This is a genomic window from Paenibacillus sp. SAFN-117 (genome assembly GCF_051966115.1).
Taxonomy (GTDB): domain Bacteria; phylum Bacillota; class Bacilli; order Paenibacillales; family NBRC-103111; genus Paenibacillus_L; species Paenibacillus_L residui.
Genome location: NZ_JBQCLK010000003.1, coordinates 169333 through 189646, shown reverse-complemented (window position 1 = coordinate 189646; position 20314 = coordinate 169333). Strand labels below are relative to the sequence as shown.

17 protein-coding genes are annotated in these 20314 nt (G+C 54.1%); 14 read left to right on the top strand and 3 right to left on the bottom strand.

Annotated features, from left to right (window positions below; genetic code table 11):
* Window positions 1-272 precede the first annotated feature (272 nt).
* The 12 genes from ACTHRH_RS03795 (at window position 273) to cysC (ending at window position 12504) form a co-directional block, all read left to right on the top strand.
* Entirely contained in the window at window positions 273-1307 is a 1035-nt protein-coding gene (locus ACTHRH_RS03795) for a sulfate ABC transporter substrate-binding protein (RefSeq protein WP_440414213.1), read from the top strand.
* A gap of 109 nt (window positions 1308-1416) precedes the next feature.
* Window positions 1417-2244, top strand: coding sequence for a sulfate ABC transporter permease subunit CysT (cysT, locus tag ACTHRH_RS03790; RefSeq protein WP_144932870.1), 828 nt, complete (start codon window positions 1417-1419; stop codon window positions 2242-2244).
* Between the two features lie 49 nt (window positions 2245-2293).
* Window positions 2294-3187, top strand: a complete 894-nt coding sequence (gene cysW / locus ACTHRH_RS03785; protein WP_440414202.1) for a sulfate ABC transporter permease subunit CysW — start codon at window positions 2294-2296, stop codon at window positions 3185-3187.
* Window positions 3177-4235: an ABC transporter ATP-binding protein gene (locus ACTHRH_RS03780; RefSeq protein ID WP_440414200.1), complete on the top strand. Its 1059-nt coding sequence runs from the start codon at window positions 3177-3179 to the stop codon at window positions 4233-4235. The genes cysW and ACTHRH_RS03780 overlap by 11 nt, the downstream gene beginning before the upstream one ends.
* A gap of 434 nt (window positions 4236-4669) precedes the next feature.
* Complete coding sequence (locus ACTHRH_RS03775) at window positions 4670-5317, top strand: precorrin-2 dehydrogenase/sirohydrochlorin ferrochelatase family protein (protein WP_379286636.1); 648 nt, start codon at window positions 4670-4672, stop codon at window positions 5315-5317.
* A 1-nt stretch (window position 5318) separates the two neighbouring features.
* On the top strand, window positions 5319-6098 hold the full coding sequence (locus tag ACTHRH_RS03770) for a sirohydrochlorin chelatase (protein ID WP_440414198.1): 780 nt from the start codon (window positions 5319-5321) through the stop codon (window positions 6096-6098).
* 210 nt (window positions 6099-6308) lie between these two features.
* Window positions 6309-7877 (top strand): nitrite/sulfite reductase, encoded by a 1569-nt coding sequence (locus ACTHRH_RS03765; RefSeq protein ID WP_186328179.1) that lies wholly within the window; start codon window positions 6309-6311, stop codon window positions 7875-7877.
* A gap of 88 nt (window positions 7878-7965) precedes the next feature.
* Complete coding sequence (locus ACTHRH_RS03760) at window positions 7966-8205, top strand: DUF3906 family protein (RefSeq protein WP_150959750.1); 240 nt, start codon at window positions 7966-7968, stop codon at window positions 8203-8205.
* A gap of 102 nt (window positions 8206-8307) precedes the next feature.
* Window positions 8308-9855 (top strand): uroporphyrinogen-III C-methyltransferase, encoded by a 1548-nt coding sequence (cobA, locus tag ACTHRH_RS03755; protein ID WP_379286633.1) that lies wholly within the window; start codon window positions 8308-8310, stop codon window positions 9853-9855.
* 27 nt (window positions 9856-9882) lie between these two features.
* The gene (locus ACTHRH_RS03750) at window positions 9883-10599 is read left to right on the top strand and encodes a phosphoadenylyl-sulfate reductase (protein ID WP_440414195.1); all 717 of its coding nucleotides are present in this window, start codon (window positions 9883-9885) and stop codon (window positions 10597-10599) included.
* A gap of 67 nt (window positions 10600-10666) precedes the next feature.
* Entirely contained in the window at window positions 10667-11818 is a 1152-nt protein-coding gene (gene sat / locus ACTHRH_RS03745) for a sulfate adenylyltransferase (RefSeq protein WP_144932888.1), read from the top strand.
* Window positions 11819-11895: 77 nt separating this feature from the next.
* Window positions 11896-12504 (top strand): adenylyl-sulfate kinase, encoded by a 609-nt coding sequence (gene cysC, locus ACTHRH_RS03740; RefSeq protein WP_144932890.1) that lies wholly within the window; start codon window positions 11896-11898, stop codon window positions 12502-12504.
* Between the two features lie 310 nt (window positions 12505-12814).
* Here cysC and ACTHRH_RS03735 read toward each other — a convergent pair whose 3' ends face one another.
* A complete protein-coding gene (locus ACTHRH_RS03735; protein WP_144932892.1) occupies window positions 12815-13753 on the bottom strand; it encodes a stalk domain-containing protein in 939 nt (312 codons plus the stop codon).
* A 260-nt stretch (window positions 13754-14013) separates the two neighbouring features.
* On the opposite strand from ACTHRH_RS03735, the gene ACTHRH_RS03730 reads away from it, so the two are divergent.
* Together ACTHRH_RS03730 and ACTHRH_RS03725 are read left to right on the top strand one after the other, a co-directional pair.
* The gene (locus tag ACTHRH_RS03730; protein WP_440414192.1) at window positions 14014-15888 is read left to right on the top strand and encodes a WD40 repeat domain-containing protein; all 1875 of its coding nucleotides are present in this window, start codon (window positions 14014-14016) and stop codon (window positions 15886-15888) included.
* A gap of 371 nt (window positions 15889-16259) precedes the next feature.
* Entirely contained in the window at window positions 16260-17267 is a 1008-nt protein-coding gene (locus ACTHRH_RS03725) for an LCP family protein (protein ID WP_440414190.1), read from the top strand.
* 249 nt (window positions 17268-17516) lie between these two features.
* Here ACTHRH_RS03725 and ACTHRH_RS03720 read toward each other — a convergent pair whose 3' ends face one another.
* Together ACTHRH_RS03720 and ACTHRH_RS03715 are read right to left on the bottom strand one after the other, a co-directional pair.
* The gene (locus tag ACTHRH_RS03720; RefSeq protein WP_440414188.1) at window positions 17517-18728 is read right to left on the bottom strand and encodes an MFS transporter; all 1212 of its coding nucleotides are present in this window, start codon (window positions 18726-18728) and stop codon (window positions 17517-17519) included.
* A 474-nt stretch (window positions 18729-19202) separates the two neighbouring features.
* Complete coding sequence (locus tag ACTHRH_RS03715) at window positions 19203-20270, bottom strand: Gfo/Idh/MocA family protein (RefSeq protein WP_440414186.1); 1068 nt, start codon at window positions 20268-20270, stop codon at window positions 19203-19205.
* Window positions 20271-20314: the final 44 nt, after the last annotated feature.

Below are 20314 nucleotides of genomic sequence, written 5' to 3'. Positions count from 1 at the left end.
CCAATCCAAGCAGGAAACGACTGATATTGACGCCGATTCGCTCGCTTCTTAATGCTGTAGAACTTTTGACTGTCCAGAATATAAGAAGGTATAAGTTTTCATCTATACCTGTTCTTATATTTCATCGGTAAACGCGCACGTCCTAGGGACGGCGATAGCCGTTTATCCTTGGTGCTTGTTTGTTAGAACGGGCAGAGATAGATGAACAAAACTACGGAAGAGGAGAGAACCCAAAATTGAAACTGCAAAGCAAAGGGCTGCTGATTGCAATCATGGCCATACTGCTGGCCCTGACCGCCGCATGCTCAAGCGGTCGGTCGGATTCTTCTGTGTCGGCTTCGGGAAAGGGGCCTGCGAATTCCTCCGGGAACAAGCCGGCGGTTGAGCTGCTGAATGTATCCTATGATCCAACCCGGGAGCTGTATGAACAGTTCAACCGGTCTTTCCAGGAGCATTGGCTGGGGCAAACCGGTCAGACGGTGACCATCAAGCAATCCCATGGGGGCTCCGGAAAGCAGGGGAGATCCGTCATTGACGGCCTTAAAGCCGATGTCGTCACGCTTGCGCTGGCCTACGATATCGAAGAGATTCAGGCTGCGGGATTGATTTCGGAAGGCTGGCAGCAGCGGCTGGAAGCCAACAGCTCGCCTTATACGTCAACTATCGTTTTCCTGGTGCGCAGCGGCAATCCGAAGGACATTAAGGATTGGGACGATTTGATCAAGCCGGGGATTTCCGTCATTACACCGAATCCGAAAACGTCGGGGGGCGCCAGATGGAACTATTTGGCCGCTTGGGGCTATGCCGTCAAAAAATTCAACGGTGAGGAAGACAAGGTGAAAGAGTTTATCGGTGCCCTGTTCAAAAATGTTCCTGTCCTCGACTCCGGAGCGCGCGGCGCAACGACGACCTTCGTGGAGCGGGAAATCGGGGATGTGCTGATCGCCTGGGAGAATGAAGCTTTCCTGGCCATTCATGAACTCGGCAAGGATAAATTCGAAATCGTCATTCCCTCCATCAGTATTTTGGCGGAACCGCCGGTGGCCGTCGTAGACAAGGTGGTGGATCAAAAAGGTACCCGGGAGGTCGCCGAAGCCTATTTGAAATACCTGTATTCCGAAGAGGGGCAAAGAATAGCGGCGGAGAATTACTATCGTCCGCGTTCGGAGGAAGTCGCCAAACAATTTGAGGAGCAGTTTCCGAAGCTGGAGCTGTTAACCGTGGATGAAGATTTTGGCGGGTGGCAGAACGCGCAGCAGGTACATTTTGCGGATAACGGCACTTTCGATCAAATTTATGGTCCTTGACCTTGTCGAGGAAAGAGACGCATCCGCCGATCGGTGCGATCGGAACTATATAAAGAGAAGGCTTAAGGGATGGTCTACAGCCATCCAAAGCATATTGGAGTGACTCCGGGTGAGAAGAAAAGAAAATCGTTTGCCGGGCTTCGGTTTATCGATGGGCTTCACTTTGTTTTATTTGGGCATTGTCGTGCTGCTGCCTTTATCGGCGATCTTTCTGCAAACATTCGAAATCAGTTGGGAACGGTTCTGGGAAATCGTGCTCGCCCCCCGCGTGCTCGCTTCCTTTCGGGTCACCTTCGTGACGGCTTTGCTCGCGGCACTGGTTAATGCCGTATTCGGGCTGCTGGTGGCCTGGGTTCTGGTCCGTTACTCCTTCCCGGGCAAAAAGCTGATCGACGGCATGGTGGATTTGCCGTTTGCCCTTCCGACCGCCGTTGCCGGGATCTCGCTAACCGCGATCTATGCGGAGAACGGATGGGGGGGAAGCCTGCTCAAGCATGTCGGAATTCAGGCCGCATTCACTCCGCTTGGCATTACGATTGCGCTAGTTTTTATCGGATTGCCCTTCGTCGTCCGGACGGTTCAGCCGGTGCTGCAGGAGCTGGAGAAGGAAGTGGAGGAAGCTGCCGTATCTCTGGGTGCCTTCCGTTGGAGGACCTTCCGCAGTGTCCTTCTTCCTCCGCTGCTGCCCGCGTTACTGACCGGTTTCGCCCTGGCCTTCGCCCGGGGAATCGGTGAATACGGCTCGGTCGTGTTTATTTCCGGCAATATGCCGATGAAGACGGAGATCGCTCCGCTATTGATCATGACGAAGCTGGAGCAGTACGACTACGCGGGAGCAACGGCTGTAGCGCTGGTCATGCTGGTAATCTCCTTCGTGCTGCTGCTGCTGATCAACTTCATGCAGTGGCGGCTAAGCCGGCGAATGCTTCGGAGTTAAGACATCGGCGTCATTTTAAATTAGTGGGAGGGGGGAGAGAAGTAATGGGGTGACGACAGCTTCAGCCCGGACACCTGCGGCCGCCCGGCCGCAGCATATTACGGAAGCGCGCAGCGTACAGTGGCTGCTCATCGGCTTGGCGCTATTCTTTCTTGGGGTCGTGCTGGTGCTTCCCCTGATTTCTGTATTTACACAGGCTCTGAAAAAAGGGATCGAGGCCTATCTGGCCGCCGTAACCGATCCGGATGCGCTGGCGGCCATTCGCTTGACATTGATAACCGCCCTGATCGCCGTGCCTTTAAATACGCTCTTCGGTATCGCGGCTGCCTGGGCGGTGACGAAATACCGCTTTCGCGGCAAGCAAGCGCTGGTTACCCTGATCGATCTGCCGTTTGCCATATCACCGGTCATCTCGGGGCTGATCTTCGTCCTGTTATTCGGCTCTAGGGGGCTCTTCAGTCCTTATCTGGAGGGAATGAATCTGCAAATCATTTATGCTCTGCCGGGAATTGTGCTGGCCACGCTATTCGTTACATTTCCGTTCGTTGCCCGGGAGCTGATTCCTCTGATGCAGGCCCAGGGTACGCTCGAGGAAGAGGCGGCGATGACGCTGGGAGCCAGAGGCTGGCAAATTTTCAAACGGGTAACCTTGCCGAATATCAAATGGGGGCTGCTGTATGGAATGATTCTGTGCAACGCTCGCGCCATGGGGGAGTTCGGCGCCGTTTCCGTCGTATCCGGGCATATCCGTGGACAGACCAATACGCTGCCGCTTCATGTAGAAATATTGTACAACGAATACCAATTTTCCGCTTCATTCGCCGCCGCTTCTCTGCTTATGCTGCTGGCGCTGCTTACTTTGGCCGCCAAAAGCTGGGTGGAATGGAAGCACGGCCGCGAGCGGGAAGCACAGGGAAAGGAGGATAGCGTACATGCAGATTGAAGTCGAGGGGCTTAGAAAGCATTACGGAGATTTCGCGGCCTGCAAGGAGGTAAGCTTCCGCATCGGCCAAGGCAATCTGATCGGATTGTTGGGGCCGAGCGGAGGAGGCAAGACGACGATTTTGCGTCTGCTCGCTGGCTTGGAGGTGCCCGATGCGGGGGAGATCCGTTTCGATGGCAGGCGGATTAACGAGGTCCCCCCGCAGAAGCGCGGGATCGGATTCGTTTTTCAAAATTATGCGTTGTTCAGGCATATGACCGTTTACGATAATATCGCCTTCGGCCTGAGCATTCGGAAGGCTGGAAAGGCCGATATTCGCCGCCGGGTAGAACAATTGCTGGCGTTAACCGGCCTGCAGGGGCTGGAGCGCCGTTATCCGCACGAGCTGTCCGGCGGACAGCGGCAGCGGGTCGCCTTCGCCCGAGCCCTGGCACCCGAGCCCCGGCTGCTGCTGCTGGATGAGCCATTCGCCGCCATTGACGCCAAGGTGCGCAAGGAGCTTCGCTCGTGGCTGAAGGAAATGATAAGCCGGGTCGGGGTGACGACGATTTTCGTCACCCACGATCAGGACGAAGCGGTGGAGGTGGCCGACGAAATCATTATTATCCATCAAGGAAGGCTGGAGCAGATCGGCACACCGATGGAGATTTACAACCGTCCGGCAAGCCCGTTCGTAGCGAAGTTTATCGGGGAATCCAGCCTGATCGGAAATCCGTCGGCCTTCCGAAGCTTCGCCGGCATAGCGGAGGGGGCGCAGGCGATCGTTCGCCCCGAATTTATCGAAGTCGGAAGCGAACGGGAGCTGTCTACCCCATCAGCCGCTGAACCGGGTGTCGTCAAGCAGTTATTTTTCCGCGGCAGCAGCTGGCTCGTGGAAGTAGAGGCGGGGGGCCAGACGCTGTTCGCCTACCGTTCCCTGGAATCCGCTCCTCTAACCGCGGGACAGGAGGTGCTGGTGCTGATACACCGGCTGTATCTGTATGCCGGCGGGCAGATGCAGACGATTGAGAACCAGGGCAAATACGATCCGATGCCTGTGCATATTTAGGAATCCGCGAGGTGATGGTGACGGGAAACTTCGTATATCTGGAACGGACACTGCCATAAGGGGGGATAGCAATTTCCTTAAAAGCTGGAGGACTACTTACCATGCACGATGCAACGCCTGCCGGGAAAGATGCGCGATGGGAAACCCTCTATAATGCTAACGTTGAGAGGATGTAAGGTGAACTGACAAATCACGCGCAAAAGTACATGTCTTTGAGACCACTTTAGTTAAAATGAGCCAAAGACATGCGAAAGTGCAGTTAAATTCGGCCATTTCGCTGATTTTCGGATTTTTCCGGCGATTGACCTACAGTTTTGCTCGTATTCTGCTATATTTGGCAGATACTACCAAATTGACATGCACTTTTGCTTGTCTTTGGGCGATGCTTTCCGGTTGGGACGGCACCAGAATGATGGATTCAAGGGGGGGACGCAATGAGAAGCTATCCAATGTTCGCTGACCTTCGGGGAAAGCAATGCGTCGTTGTCGGCGGCGGGCGGGTCGCAGAGCGGAAAGTCGCTTCACTGCTGGCTAGCGGCGCCCGCGTCAGGGTGATCAGCCCCTCGTGTACGGAGCGGCTGCGCGAGCTGGGGGCTCATGGGGAGATCGAGCTTACAGCAAGAAGCTTCGAGCCCGCGGATATTAATGACGCACTGCTGGTCCTGGCGGCTACGGACGATGCCGCGACGAACTTGCTCGTCAGCCGGTCGGCCGGTCCGCATCAATGGGTCAACGTGGCCGACCGCCCGGACCTCTGCAGCTTTACCGTTCCGGCGGTGGTGGAACGCGGGGCGCTCCGGATAGCCGTCGGAACGGAGGGCCGGTGTCCCGGGTTCGCCAGGAAGATGAGGGAATGGCTGCAGGGCATCATCGGCCCCGAATATGGGGAGCATCTGAATTTTGTGGCCGCATGGAGAACCCGGGCCCGGACCCTGATGCTCTCCCCGGATTCCCGGCGGGAGCTGATGGATCGTCTGCTGGACGACGCTTTGCTCGAGCTGACCCGCAGGGGGGACCTGGCGGCCAGAGATCGGGAGGCTGAGCGGTTCGCCGCCGGACTTCTCGGCAGGAAGGAGGGATGATTTGAAGAAAACAGCGGTGCTGGTCGTTGCCCACGGTTCCCCTGATCCGGGTTGGGTGGAGCTTGTCGATGAGACGGTTCGTCAGGCCGGGCTTCGGCTTCCGGTACATATTGGGTATTTGGGCGGAGTGCCGGAGCAGGGCATTGCCGCACAATTGATTCGTCTGGAACGAATCGGGATGCGTCATGTGCTGGTCGTTCCGTTATTCGTATCGGAGGGAAGCACACACCTGAACGAAATCCGATACAGCCTCGGACTGATTCCTGCTCCTGCTGTGGCCACGGATCTGCAGCGGCTGATCGTAAAGGTCCGCTTGCACTGGTGTCCTCCGCTAGAGGACGATGTCCGGATCATGCGAATCTTGGAGGAGCGGCTGCGGGAGCTGTCATCTGTCCCGGCTGGGGAGGCGCTGCTGACCGTAGGTCACGGCAGCGCGGTTCCGGGCTTTCAGGAGGCGTGGGAAAATTTGCTGCTGCGGGTGACGGAGCGGTTGAGACGGCAATTCGGTTTCAGCGCCGCCGCCTACGCGACATTAAGGCCGGATACGGTGGCCGCGCAGGCGAAAGCTCTGCTGACCTGCGGCCGTTTGCTTGTGCTTCCGCTGTTTTTGAGCGAAGGCTATTTTACAAATCGGGCCATTCCCGACAGATTAGAAGGCATTCATTATTCATATACCGGGAAGGCATATTTGCCGCACCCGCTAATAGCTGACTGGATTAGGCAAACGGTGGAGCAGGCTATGGAAACGCTATGGGGCGGGGCCGCTGTGAAAGCTCATTAAGGTGAGAATCACGACTATACTGCTAAAATGACAAATTCCCCTCGTCGGCTCCATGACTATACAAGATGAGGAAGGAAGCAAGGAACGGCAGTATAGGGAAGGTTGGGAGCGGCGAAGGGAAGCCGGCTGAATTCATATGAGACGGAGAGTGAAATAACCGTGACGGAAAAGCGGAATTGGAAGTGGGCAGACGATCCGAATTTAAACAAGATGGAGCTTACCAAGCTGGAGAAGGACGGTCTGGATGTTATCGAAACGATAATCGACAAGTACTCGAAGGAGGGCTGGCAATCGATCGAGCCGTCGGATCTGGACCGGTTCAAATGGGCGGGTATCTACCAGCAGCGGCCCAAGGACGGCCACTTCATGATGCGGGTTCGCATTCCGGGAGGAGTGCTGTCGCATGAGCAGGCGGATGCCTTGGCGGGCATTGCCGAGGACTACGGACGGGATTTGATCGATGTGACGACCCGCCAGGCTATTCAGTATCACTGGCTGACTGTAGAGAGCCTTCCGGACATCTTCGAACGGCTGGCTTCTGTCGGATTGTCCTCTTTCGAAGCTTGCGGGGATTGTCCCCGGACCATTGTAGGCAATCCGCTGGCAGGGATCGATCCGCATGAGGTATTGGATACGAGGCCGATTGTGGCCGAGTTGGAGAAGTTTTTTCTGGGCAATCGGGATTTCTCCAACCTGCCGCGCAAATATAAAATGTCCATCTCGGCCAACGTGTACAACACGGGCCATGCGCAAATCAATGACCTGGCTTTTACCCCGGCCCGCAAGACGATTAACGGCAAGGAAGAGATCGGTTTTCACGTGTGGGTCGGAGGCGGATTGTCGACCAAGCCGCATATGGCCCGGCAGCTCGACGTCTTCTGCCTCCCGGAGGATGTCGTTCGGGTAGCCGCCGGAGTCACTACCATCTTCCGTGACTTCGGCTACCGGCATAAGCGGACTCACGCCCGCCTGAAGTATCTCGTCGCCGATTGGGGGCCGGAGAAGTTCCGCGAGGAATTGGTCCGGGTCACCGGCGAGCTGCAGAGCCGTGGGGAGGATTTAATCCGGGGCTGGAATGCCGGATATTTCTACGGGATTCATGAGCAGAAGCAGAAGGGGCTGTATTACGCCGGACTGTCCGTTCCCGTCGGAAGAATGAATGCGGCGGAGATGCGTGAGCTGGCCCGTCTGGCTCGCGAATACGGGGACGGGACCATCGGAACGTGCAATTCGCAGAACGTCCTGATCCGCCAGATTCCGGCCGACAAGGTGGAAGCCTTCAAGGAGGAGTCTCTCATTGTCAACCGTTTCCGGTTAACGCCCAATACGTTCGTCGGCTATGCGGTCTCTTGCACAGGGATCGAGTACTGCAATCTCGCCGTCGTCGAGACGAAGGAAAGAATGAGGGCGCTCGCTGAGTATTTGGACGAAACGGTGGAATTGGATACGCCGCTCCGCATCCATATGGTCGGCTGCCCTAATTCCTGCGGACAGCATCAGATTGCCGATATCGGACTGCAGGGGGCGCTGGTGAGAACACCGGATGGTATGGTGGACGCCTTTGATGTCCATGTTGGCGGTACGTTGGAAGGCGAAGCGCGGTTTAACCGCAAGCTCAAGATCAGGGTGGATGTGAACCGGTTGGGCCCTTTCCTGGCGCAGTTGATAGGCGCCTATAAGGAAGAACGGCTCGAAGGGGAGACCTATTGGCAGTATGTGGAGCGAGTCGGGATCGAGACGATTCAGAGCCAGGCCGACAGTATTTTGACACCTGCTTGACGGAGCTTCGGAAAGTTTCTTGGACGATTACGATTCGTTGGAAAACTGCATCATCATATTTACGATACCTAAAAAGGAGGCATGGCTGATGCCGGAACAGCACACCGAGCCCTATTTGTATAAACTGGAAGCCATCTTGTCCCGGGAAAGGTTAATGACCGTCGTCGTCGTCTCATCCTCGGACGAGAAGGCTTTCACCTATGCGGAAAATCAACTGCTGCGGCACACGGTCGAACCGCCGGAAATCCGGTCGCTCGGAATTGTCGAGAAGAAGCCTCTCGGCCGAGACGGGGTCGGCTACTCGATTGAAACGCTGCAGTTCGATTAATCAAACTACCAGAGACATGGGGCGCTTGCTGCTTAAATCCACTCGGAGCCTGAGGCGGCTAAGCGGTGCAAAGTGAAGAAGCCATGGGAAAGGAGCCGGAGCATGAAGGCCGGGAAAGTATACTTTATCGGAGCGGGACCGGGGGATCCCGGCTTGATTCCGTTAAAAGGGATCAAAGCGTTGGAGGAAGCCCAGGTGGTCGTCTATGACCGGTTGGCGTCCCCCCAATTGTTGGCCTATGTGAAGCAGGGCGCCCGCTTCGTGTTTTGCGGCAAGGAAGCGGGAAAGCATTCGATGGCACAGGAGGAAATTAACGAAATCCTCGTCCGTGAAGCTCTGCGCGGGAAAAAGGTAGCCAGGTTGAAGGGCGGGGATCCGAGCATCTACGGCCGGGTGGGAGAAGAGGCGGAGGCTTGCGCCAGACATGGGATTCCGTTCGAAATTGTCCCCGGCGTCACTTCCGGCATCGCAGCGGCTTCTTATGCCGGTATTCCGCTCACCCACCGCGAATGGAGCTCGAATACGGCCTTCGTCACCGGGCATCGCTGCGCGGGCAATGAGGGGAAGGAGACGAATTGGCAGGCAGCCTCCGGCTTCGACACCCTCGTGGTCTATATGGGGGTGAAGAATTTGCCGTATATTCGGCAGCGGCTGATTGAATGCGGCAAGCCCCCGGCCACCCCGGCAGCGCTGGTCCGGTGGGGAACGACCGGCGATCAGCGTACGCTCGCCGGCACCCTTGATAATATCGCCTCCAAGGCGCAGGAGGCGAACTTCGAGGCGCCGGCGATCCTGATCATCGGTGAGGTGGTCCGGCTTAGGGAAACTCTTGGCTGGTACGAACAAAAGCCGTTATTCGGCCGCAAAGTGCTGTTGTTTCAATCCGAACCTGCTACTCGGGGGGACGGCCGGCTTCTCGAGCAATGGGGCGCCGAGACGGCGGAGGTTCCGGTCCTTCCGGAACCCGCATTGGAAGCGGAACGAGTACTCCAGGCTGCGGAGTCCAGCGATTGGATCGTGTTTGCGGATGTATGGGAGGTGCAGTTTTTCTTCCAAGCCTTGCATGCGGCGGGAAGGGATATCCGCAACATAAATACCCGTATGGCGGCACTCAACGAAGGAGCGGCGGCGGAGCTCGCCCGAAGAGCGATAACGGTTGAATATGACTTTTCTGCGGATTACGCAGCCGGATCGGGAGTGCGGCCCGGGGTGCTTGGGAGCCGGATCGGCCTGCAGGAAGGAGCCCGCATGCTGCTGTTATCGCCCGATTACACCGGAATTAACGCCCCCTATTCGGAAGATGGGGTTTGCTGGCTATTGGCCGGCATGTCCCGGCAGAAGATTCGGGCTACCGCTTATCTGGCGGAGCTGTTCCGGGAGCGCGGCTTCGATACGCTCTGGATTGGCGATGTCCGTGCTATGTACGCTCTTCAGGAATTGGCAAACCGAGAGCCGGAGCTGGCTTCCAGGCTGCTGTGCATTCCCGAATTCATATGTGTAGGCGAGGGAACGGCGGCCGTAGCCGGAGCTTATGGCTGGAAGGTGACCCGGACTATTCGTGAAGGGGAATCGTTTGTCATAGATGCCGTGGAATGGCTGAATGAGAGCCGCATGGAAGGAAGCGCACTGCATCAGGAATTCGCCGGTTAAGGCGGAACGACGCGAGGAGGGAAACTTATGCCCGGTAACCAGTGGTTGTACGAAACACTGACAGAGGAACAGTATCGCGGTATCAATTCAGAACTGGAAAAATTAGATTCGCTGGAGGTCATCAAATGGGCTTACGGCCATTATGCCGACGAGCTCGTCTATGCCTGCAGCTTCGGTGCGGAAGCGATCGTGCTGATTGATCTCATCAGCAAAGTGCGCAAGGATGCCAAGGTGATTTTTATCGATACCCATGTCCATTTCAAGGAGACCTACGAGCTCATCGTCCGTGTTCAGGAGCGGTATCCGGCTTTGCGAATCGAATTCATCGAGTCGGATCTGACGTTGAGCGGGCAGGCGGCCGTCTATGGGGATAAATTGTGGGAGAGCGACCCTAACCTGTGCTGCCGGATGCGTAAAGTGGAGCCGTTGGCACGGGCGCTGAGTGGGCAGGCGGCCTGGATGTCCGGGCTGCGCAGGGAACAATCTCCGACAAGGGCCCATGTTCAATATGTGAATCGGGACGATAAGTTTCGCTCGATCAAAATCTGCCCGTTGATCCACTGGACGTGGGACGATATATGGGAGTACATCCATACTTACGATTTGACCTATAACGAGCTGCATGATCGCGGTTACCCGAGCATCGGATGCGAAACCTGCACGCTTCCGGTGTCCGGAATCGGCAGCTCCAGAGCCGGAAGATGGGCGGGCAGCGGGAAGACCGAATGCGGTCTTCATCAATGACGAACTCTTCAAACGGCCGATTCTGCGATGACTACAATCTTTTGGAATACGAAGGGGATGGAGCCAAATGAGTATCAATACCCCCCATGGCGGGGAACTGATCCACCGGATAGATGCCGACGCGCAATATGTATCACTGACGCAGGAAATAGAGCTGGATAATATCGCTTTATCGGATCTGGAACTAATCGCCATCGGGGCGTACAGCCCGCTGACCGGTTTCATGGGAAGAGAAGATTACTTGTCCGTCGTGCAGAATATGCGGCTGGCCGGCGGCCAAGTCTGGAGCCTGCCGATCACGCTGCCCGTAACGGTGGAGACAGCCCGGCAGCTAAAGCAGGGCGAGCGGGTGAAATTAGTTCAGAACGGGATTGTCTATGGAGTAATGGAGGTAGAGGAAATCTTCGTTCCGGACAAAAGGCTGGAGGCAGAGCAGGTCTACCGGACCTCCGATCAGGCCCATCCGGGGGTCAGAAATTTGTTCTCCCGTCCCGATGTGTATATCGGCGGGCCGGTGACACTGGTTAGAAGGCCGAAGAAGGGTGCCTTCGCCGATTATTATCTTGATCCCTCGGCAACGAGAAGCTTGTTTGAAGAGCGGGGGTGGAAGACGGTCGTCGGTTTTCAGACCCGCAATCCGGTTCACCGGGCGCATGAATATATTCAAAAATCGGCGCTGGAAATCGTAGACGGCCTGTTTCTGAATCCGCTGGTCGGCGAGACGAAGGCAGACGATATTCCTGCGGATGTCCGAATGGAGAGCTATCGGGTGCTGCTGGAAGCCTATTACCCGAAGGATCGCGTGTTTCTGGCTGTATTCCCGGCCGCCATGCGTTACGCGGGGCCGCGGGAGGCTGTTTTTCATGCGCTGGTCCGCAAAAATTACGGCTGCACCCACTTTATCGTCGGCCGTGATCATGCCGGTGTCGGAAATTATTATGGAACCTATGAGGCGCAGCAAATCTTCAGGCGGTTTTCCGGGGAGGAATTGGGAATCACGTTGTTGTTCTTCGAAAACAGCTTCTTCTGTACAAAATGCGGAAATATGGCCTCGACCAAAACTTGCCCGCATCCGTCCGAGGATCGGGTTGCACTGTCCGGAACAAAGGTAAGAGAAATGCTGAGCCGAGGGGAGGCGCCGCCGCCGGAGTTCAGCCGCAAGGAAGTGGTAGAGGTATTGATTCGCGGAATGCGGACGGAAGCTGCCGTCAAGAAGTAGAGAGATGTGAAGAGGTTGCAAGGGCTGACTGATTCTAGAGCTTGACGCAGAAATAGAAAAGGATGGAGGAATGGAGCATGTCGAATTCATCGGCCGCGGAAAATATTGTCTGGCATGCGGCATCTGTTACCAAACCCGATCGGCATCGCTTGAACCGGCACAAAAGCTGCGTGTTATGGTTTACCGGCTTGTCCGGTTCAGGCAAATCTACGCTGGCCAATGCGGTGCAAACCAAGCTGCATGAATTGGAAAAGCGCTCCTACGTGCTGGACGGGGACAACATTCGCCATGGCTTAAGCAAAGGTCTCGGCTTCAGCGCCGAAGACCGCAGGGAGAACATTCGCAGAATTGGCGAAGTCGCCAAACTGTTCGTCGATGCCGGAATCATTACGCTGACGGCCTTCATTTCTCCTTATCGCGAGGACCGGAATCTGGCGCGCGGGCTGCTCGAGCCGGGAGAATTTATCGAGATCTACGTCAAGTGCCCGTTGGAGGAATGTGAACGGCGCGATCCCAAAGGGCTGTATCAAAAAGCAAGAAACGGGGAAATTTCCGAATTTACCGGAATCTCCTCCCCCTACGAGGAGCCTTTGGCGCCGGACATCGTCATTGACAGCTCCCGGAAATCGGTGGAAGAATCGGTTGAATTGGTGATTTCCTATTTATATGATTCATCCTTGATTTAGCGAAACGCCACTCCTACATCAAGCTGAAAAAATACAATTCGGACCTGATTATCCCATTGGTCGGCCCGGGGCTTCTATAATTTTTCCTCGAAGGAATATGCGGCCCAATGTGTCGGATTTGTCTGTAAAACTGCGTCAAGTCTTGGGGCTGTCTCATAAATCGAATTACGATTTTCCAAATCCCGCCTAGAGAGTTAATTTGGGCTGCAAAATAAAGGACCCGTTCCCATTCCATAGTGGGATTTGAGGTCCTTTTACTTCATTGTTGGGATGTTCCCGTCTTATGCAAACAATTCCGGGGCAGCACCGTCTATTGCTGCCCGGTCTCCGTCACGTAATCCTCAACGATATCTTCGGCCCGGATCGTTCCGATAAAGAACCAATCCATGTACAGATCACCGAATTTTTCATAAAACCAGTCGCTGCTGTATCGGCTGAAGCTTCCGAACAGGTCATAGAGGTCGCCAACGGTATTGTACCTCTTGTTTCCGGAATCATCGACCCATTCCACGACCTGGTTCAGGTCAACCTCTCTGATTTCATGCATTTGCGTATAGAGAATAGTGCCGTTAATTCTGTAGTAGATTTCCACAAGGTCCTCATATTCATGGCCCTTCAGCAATTGCCAGCCTTCCATCTCGCCGGTAGCCGGTTCGTGGGACAGGGGACGCTTCGCATCCGGATACCACTCCTTATAGGTCTCGAACGGAACTTCGCCTTGGGGTACAGTGCCGATATACGCAGTAGAGGTTGGCCCGTAAAAATGAACGTCCATCTCCATAATTTCGGCCACAGCTCTGATGGGGGCATAGGTCGTCCCATTGTACAGAATGTTGCTCGTTTCTACCGGAATTCCATGAACCTGGATGGCAATATCATTGAATACGGCTTCGATCGTGTCAAATCTCTTGTCCTCCAGCACGACCTCTTCTTCGGAGGCGGCGGCCGCCTGCGCTTCTGCGGCATCAATGACTTCATCCGGTACTTCTCCGGCCGGAAGCATTCCAATATAAGCGGTTCTAGTTTTGTCATAATAGATGACGTCCCAGCCCAGCATCTCGGCCAGATTTCGAACCGGAACATAAGTCGTGCCCTCATACAGCAAATTGTTGCTGACAGAGGTGACCCCGTTCACCTTGACCTGGATTTGGTTGAATCCAACCTCAATTTTCTCGGGCTCCGCGGCCGAAGCATAGCCGGGCAGGAGCAGCAGGAAAGCCATCATTAGTGCGATCAAACTCTTTCTCATGGGCGGTCTTCTCTCCTTGATAGTAAGTAGTTTACCAGATTATAGCATCTTTTTAGTTCCGAAGCATCAATAAAATGAGACTTAAGATGCAGAAATTTGTCCGACACATCGATTAAGATTGCAGCTCGCCATACTAATTTCTGCAAATGAAGGCCGCAGGCTGGCAGATCATGGTACAATAGATAACGCGATATATTAGGATAAGGGAAAAGAGTAGGTCGGAAAGGACCGGATGAATTGTGGGGACAGGAGCTGAATCTATGAGCATTCGTAAAATAGGGGAACCGATCCAAGGCGTACATATTTGGACGGCCGCTTACGGACAAGAGGGCGGGGAAGACCGGATCTATGCCGTTTCCTCAGGGGAGCCCTGCGTATTATTTGTCATCGATCCTCATACGGCGGAATGCTTGGGCCGATATTTGCTGGAAGGGGCGAAGCATTGCTGGGGCGTCGTAGCGGTCGATTCCGGTGTATATATCGGAGGGGACGGCAATTTGTACCGGTATACCCCGGAGCAAGGGGCGGTCAATCTGGGCAATGCGATTCCAGGGGAGCATTATACATGGCGTCTCGCCGCAGACAGCCAAGGCAGGGTGTACGGCGGATGCTATCCCGGAGGAAAGGTGTACCAATACGATCCGGTGGTAGGCGGCTTCCGGGATTATGGGCAGATCGTCGAAGGTGAGCAGTATACGCGCTGCATGAAGGCGTTGAATGACAAGCTGTATATTGGAGTCGGTACGAAGAAGCCGCATTTGATAGAATTGGATACGCAGACGGGGGTTGTGAGGGAGATTCCGCTTCCGGCCAAGTGGCAGGAGGAACAGCTGGTTTATGACCTCGACATTGCCTATCCGAAGCTGTTGATCCGCATCACTCCTTCCAATGTGCTTCTCAGTTATGATCTGGAAACCGGAGAATGGGGCGATGAAGTGGAAGGGGTATCGGGCTTGTCTGTCTCGCCGCCCAGCGAGGAAGGGCTGGTGTACTTTGTTAAAGACGACGTTCTGTACTCCTATGACCCACAGACGTCGGCATTGGCCCCGACTTCCCTGGCCATGCCGCAGCCGGCTTCCGACTATGGATGGCTGGAATGGAAGAGCCCGGAATTCCCGGGGAAGAGCCTGGTCAGCGTCAACCGCGACGGAAGTTACTGGATTTATCATCCGGCTACGGACCGATACATAACGATGCGGCCGGAATTAACCGGACGCCCGATTACCCTGCAATCGTTGACCTGCGGACCGGATGGCCGAATTTGCATCGGAGGATATTTCGCCGGCGGATTTGCAAGCTATGATCCGGCAGCCGATAAGCTGGCGTCGTTCCAAGGAATCGGTCAGATTGAGAACATGCTCGCATTCGACGGCAAGCTGTACATGGGGGTCTATCCGAAGGCGATTCTGTTCTGCTATGATCCTGAAGAGCCCTGGGATTATGGGGTTAATCCGAAGCCTCTGTTCTCGCTGCAGGGGGATGAGCAGGACCGGCCCTTTGCTTTCGCCGCTGCAGGGGAGGAATTGGCGATCGGAACCGTATCCAGTTACGGGAGGCTGGGCGGAGCATTAACCTTATATCGCCCGCAGGAGGACCACCACGAGGTCTACCGCAATATTATCGATAAGCAAAGCATCATTTCACTGGCTTACCATGATGGAACCATTTTCGCCGGGGGTACCATATGGGGGGGGCTGGGGGTTGTACCGGAGAAATCGGAGGCCGTCCTTCTCATGTGGGATACGGCAACGAGGACGAAGGTCTGGGAAGGCGTGCCGGTTCCCGGAGAGAAGGCGATATCCGCTCTGGCATTCGACCGTGACGGTTTCTTATGGGGATTAACGGCCGGTACTTTGTTCCGGTTTGACCCTGTGCGCAAGGAGGTGCTCGAGACGGTCCCGCTATTTCCTTTCGACTGGAAAGAGGTGCCCCATTACTGGAGGGGAGGCTATCTGCAATATCATTCCGACCACTCCTTGTACGGCACTACTTTGGGAAGGCTGTTCCAATATGAATTGAGCTCAGGCAAACTTAACATTCTGGACGACGAGGCCTTCTTGTTCGCCGGTGATCAGAACGGGAATTTGTATTTCGCACGCAATACGGAGCTTTATCAGTACTTACGGCAGGCTTGAGGCCTCCGGATCATAATTGCGCAAAGCTAACGATACGGCCCATTGAAAGGATTCAAATTCAGTGGGCCGTTGATTTGATTTTAAACTTTCCCTATGGCAAATATGTTAATGATGGGAAAAATAGAATACTCCTTTCATAGGTTGGGTTAGTGTTTTTTCGTCACGGTTTGACTTTGTAAAGCTAGATTCGATAGAATAAAATGTAAATTTTCATAGATTCGGGGAGAATTTATTTTACAAGAGAGAGGCTATCAGGTGATTGGCTTCGCGAACTTCTCTCCCGGTGACTGTCAGACACTTTTGCGGTGCTATCGGTGGTAGAAAGATAGAATAATGAAGCGAACCCATTAAATGAATGAGAGGAAAACATCATGGCTAAGAAAATCAAGTGGATCATCGTATCCCTGTTTGTTCCGATCCTGCTGATTGCCGGTTATTACGGCTACTCTATTATTACCTTCGGCATGCAAATTCAAAAAGGAGCAAAGGATATGGGGTACTCCGAAGTTAAACAAGATAACGGGGGGAAAGAGCAGGAAGACAAGGAAGTCATCCCGGAATGGGAGGGGAAAGAGAGGGTCAACATTTTGCTGCTTGGAGCAGATGGCAGAGAAGAAGGCGATCATGGGCGGTCGGATACGATTATGGTCCTGTCTATCGATCCGGTTTCCAAGAAAGCTCATTTGTTCTCCATCTTACGCGATACCTATGTAGAAATTCCCGGGCACGGCCATAGCAGAATTAATTCCGCATTTGCCTACGGAGGCCCCGAACTGACTATGAAGGTGGTCGGAAATCTGATGGGACTTCCGATTCATTACTATTTTTACGTTGAACTGGACAGCTTTATTGCCTTGGTCGATGCGATCGGGGGAGTGGATCTTTATGTCGAGAAGGATATGAAATATACCGATACGGCGGATAAGCAGGAGTATCAGATCGATCTAAAAGAGGGAATGCAGCACCTGGACGGAAATAAAGCTCTGCAGTACGTCAGATTCCGTAAGGATGCATTGTCGGATTATGCACGGACCGAGCGCCAGCGCAAGTTTCTGAAGGCCGTTGCGGATAAAATGCAGTCCACCTCGACCTTGGTGAATGTTCCGAACATCTTGAATAAAATCGCCCCTTATATTGAAACCAATATGGATTTAAGCAGTATGATCAAGCTGGCGGTTCTGGGGTATAAAATCAAGGCCAACTCCATGGTGACGGAGCAAATTCCGCCTATGGACCTGCTCAGGGAAGAAACGATTAACGGGGCCGCGGTCCTTACGGTCGATCAGAAACGGCTGCGGGCCTTTATAGAGGGGCTGTTCCAAGCGGATGAAGTGGGCCCGGGCCATACTGAGGAGCCATTGGCTCCAAATCCACGATAGAGGCTGAGCGCTTGCAAGGGGAGCTCAACGTTGCAGTGCCGTTGGCGCCCGCTTCCAGACTAAAGTGCATCTATTTCGCGCCGGAAGCGCCGGATGCGGTGAAATAGAAGTAGAAATGCATCTAAGCGAAAGCGGTAAGCTTTCGAAATATAAAGCGTCTCCCGATGATCGGGAGACGCTTATTTTTAGGGAAGCGGTTCTGTACACTGCAAGCCTCGACAGGTCAGTCGCCTACGGTTCGATGCGGTTTTAGGCCTGAGCGGATGATCGCCGTCCGCTTGCCGTGCGGCGGTTCCAGGCCACCGACAGCACCAGGCTGAGCAGCAGTATGACGGCGCCGAAAGAGTACGGGATATCTGTATGCTTATCGAATAATATCCCGGCCAGAGACGGGCCGATAATATTGCCAAGACTCATATAAGCATTGTTCATCCCGGCAACGAAGCCCTGCTCATTGCCGGCCATCTTCGACAGCAGCGTATTGATGGCGGGTCTAAGAATCGACGTAAACGTGAAGAACAGAATCGTAATGAGCAGAACGTACCAGAAGTTGCCTGATAACAGCATAAGCAGCAGGGCGACCGCCGAAATCAGGAAGCTCATATTGATCAGCTTTCTTTCCCCATAACGGGTAATCAGCCGGTCGATGAAAATCGCCTGGATAATGACCCCGACCAAAGCTCCGATCGTAATGAGGATGGAAATGTCTTTGGGAGTAAACCCGTACTTGATATCAACATATAGCCCGAAGATCGCCTCAAAGTTGGCCAAGCCGAAGGTCAGGGCGAAGACCAGGATCAGAAGCACCAGGTAGGGCGCTTTAAAAGACATGGCGAATTGCTTGAGGATGTTCTCTCTCTTGGTCTTGGTGCTGCGGGCTTCGAGCTGCTTATCGCGGGATAGCGTTTCGGGAAGCACTATGATGGAAATCAGCATCGCCACTCCGGCAACGGCCGCCGAGACGTAGAACGGTACCCGGACTCCATATTCGGCCAGGAATCCTCCGATGCCGGGACCGATGACAAAGCCGAGAGACATCGCGGCACCCAGCATGCCCAGTCCCTTGCCCCTCTTCTCCTCCGTTGTAATATCCGCTACATAAGCCATCATCGGAGGGATCATGGCAGCGGCGCTCAAGCCGCCCAGCAACCTCGACACGTAAAGCATCCACATCTCCGTGCCCATGGCAAAAATAAGCTGGGACAGGGTAAAGGCGGTCAGCCCGCCGACTATCATTATCTTACGGCCGTATTTATCGGACCATTCTCCGGCTATGGGAGAGAACAGAAATTGCGTCAATCCGAAGGCTGCGACCAGGAAGCCCAGCGCTTTACCGCTGGCGCCGAATTCAAGCATGAATTTCGGCAATATAGGAATAACAAGCCCGATCCCAAGCATGGCAATGAACATGTTGATCATCAGAATAATTAATGCGGTTGTATTCTTTTTTGAAGAACTCACGTAAGGTCTCTCCTCTATAATTATCTATCCGTATATTATCTTTCTGTGTATCTTCTATCTTCTATAAATTTAACTTTCAGCAACTTGGGCTCGACGTTCGGATGGCGAAGAACCTGTCTGGCATGGAAAAGGGCGACCCTGGACCAATGAATTGCGGCTAGGCTCTCCGGTTCATAGGAAGAAATTCGACGGGAATAAGGTTCCTGGATGAATTCTCCGTAATCCGATGGGAGGATGATCGGGTGACGATGGTTTCCACAGCTTTCGTTATTGGACATCGATGGACAATAATTCATTATACCAGCATACAGGCCCCCTTTCGATGGAAAAAATCATTATAAATAGATTTAACCAATGCTGATCTTGTCATGATCAGAGCTATATTATAATGGATAGGCGTGCCTTAAAACAACCGAAAAAATGAGGCGGAGCGGGCCGCCTCTTGTCTATCGCTTATACGGGGGTGTCTTTACGTTAGGTTGCTTTGGGGAATGCTTTCCAGTCATCATTCAATCCGAGTCCGCGCAAATCGGCAATCGTTCCGTTCTGCTCGGCTTCGTATAAGCGCCAGATTACGCGCAATCCCTGAAGACTGGAGGGGCCGTCGGTAAGGGGCTGACGGCTGTTACGGATACAGTCCAGAAAATGAATCATTTCGTACTGGGTCAATTTCCCCGTATCTTTCTGCTCGTATAATACTTGGGAGTGTGAGGAGGTATCCAGATTCGCCTTTTCCGGATGGATTTGTGAGTGCAGAATCAGCTTTCTTGTCGCCGAATCGTATTCGAGCATTCCTTCGGTGCAATGGATGTGAATGCTATAGCCAAGCCTGGTGCCTCGTGCCCCCCAGGTGCCAAAGTGATAGCCCAGTGTGCCGCTTTCAAATTCCAGGACGACATTGCTCGTCCCTTCTCCTTCGAGCCAGGGGGTGCCTTTGCGAGTTCCGATATGCGCCCCTCTGATCGGCTGGCCGAGAAACCACAGCAGAAGGTCGATGTAGTGGCACCCGTGGCTGAAAAATTGCCCGCCGCCCAGCCTGACTTTGGAGTGAGCCCAGTGTCCGGGGGAATATCGGGTATACTGTTCTGTCCATATGGACATTTGGAATACATCGCCGTAGGTTTTATTATCGACGTACTGCTTCATTAGGCCGATCACCGGCCAGAACCGGACCGGATAAGCCGTCATCAGCGTAAGCTTATTTCGCTCGGCGGTCTCGATCAGCGTCAGACATTCCCGCTCGGTATTGCACATTGGTTTCTCCATAAGCACATGCTTGCCCGCCTCCAGACAGGCCATTCCTACCTCATAATGCAGGTCGTGAGGCAGTGCAATCAATACTGCATCTACGAAGGGCAGTATTTCCCGATAATCGGTGACGGCCACCCCGGCTCCGGTAAGGTCTGCTGCGAGACGGACTTTCTCCGGATCGATATCGCAAACCGAGGTGATCGTCATCCGATCGCCGATCATAGCTAGTCCCTGTAAGTGGGAGCCTGTCATTCCCCCGCATCCGATGATGCCCATACGGATATGGCTCATTTTTTTACCTCCATGAGATCCTATTTTTTTCTCTTGCGTTCATT

Excerpts from the sequence above, each read along its gene's own strand:
- ACTHRH_RS03750 (WP_440414195.1), top strand. The coding sequence starts at position 9,883 with ATGCCCGGTAACCAGTGGTTGTACGAAACACTGACAGAGGAACAGTAT.
- ACTHRH_RS03730 (WP_440414192.1), top strand. The coding sequence starts at position 14,014 with ATGAGCATTCGTAAAATAGGGGAACCGATCCAAGGCGTACATATTTGG.
- ACTHRH_RS03780 (WP_440414200.1), top strand. The coding sequence starts at position 3,177 with ATGCAGATTGAAGTCGAGGGGCTTAGAAAGCATTACGGAGATTTCGCG.
- cysC (WP_144932890.1), top strand. The coding sequence starts at position 11,896 with ATGTCGAATTCATCGGCCGCGGAAAATATTGTCTGGCATGCGGCATCT.
- ACTHRH_RS03735 (WP_144932892.1), bottom strand. The coding sequence starts at position 13,753 with ATGAGAAAGAGTTTGATCGCACTAATGATGGCTTTCCTGCTGCTCCTG.
- ACTHRH_RS03760 (WP_150959750.1), top strand. The coding sequence starts at position 7,966 with ATGCCGGAACAGCACACCGAGCCCTATTTGTATAAACTGGAAGCCATC.
- sat (WP_144932888.1), top strand. The coding sequence starts at position 10,667 with ATGAGTATCAATACCCCCCATGGCGGGGAACTGATCCACCGGATAGAT.
- ACTHRH_RS03775 (WP_379286636.1), top strand. The coding sequence starts at position 4,670 with ATGAGAAGCTATCCAATGTTCGCTGACCTTCGGGGAAAGCAATGCGTC.
- cobA (WP_379286633.1), top strand. The coding sequence starts at position 8,308 with ATGAAGGCCGGGAAAGTATACTTTATCGGAGCGGGACCGGGGGATCCC.
- ACTHRH_RS03715 (WP_440414186.1), bottom strand. The coding sequence starts at position 20,270 with ATGAGCCATATCCGTATGGGCATCATCGGATGCGGGGGAATGACAGGC.
- ACTHRH_RS03795 (WP_440414213.1), top strand. The coding sequence starts at position 273 with ATGGCCATACTGCTGGCCCTGACCGCCGCATGCTCAAGCGGTCGGTCG.
- ACTHRH_RS03765 (WP_186328179.1), top strand. The coding sequence starts at position 6,309 with ATGGAGCTTACCAAGCTGGAGAAGGACGGTCTGGATGTTATCGAAACG.
- ACTHRH_RS03725 (WP_440414190.1), top strand. The coding sequence starts at position 16,260 with ATGGCTAAGAAAATCAAGTGGATCATCGTATCCCTGTTTGTTCCGATC.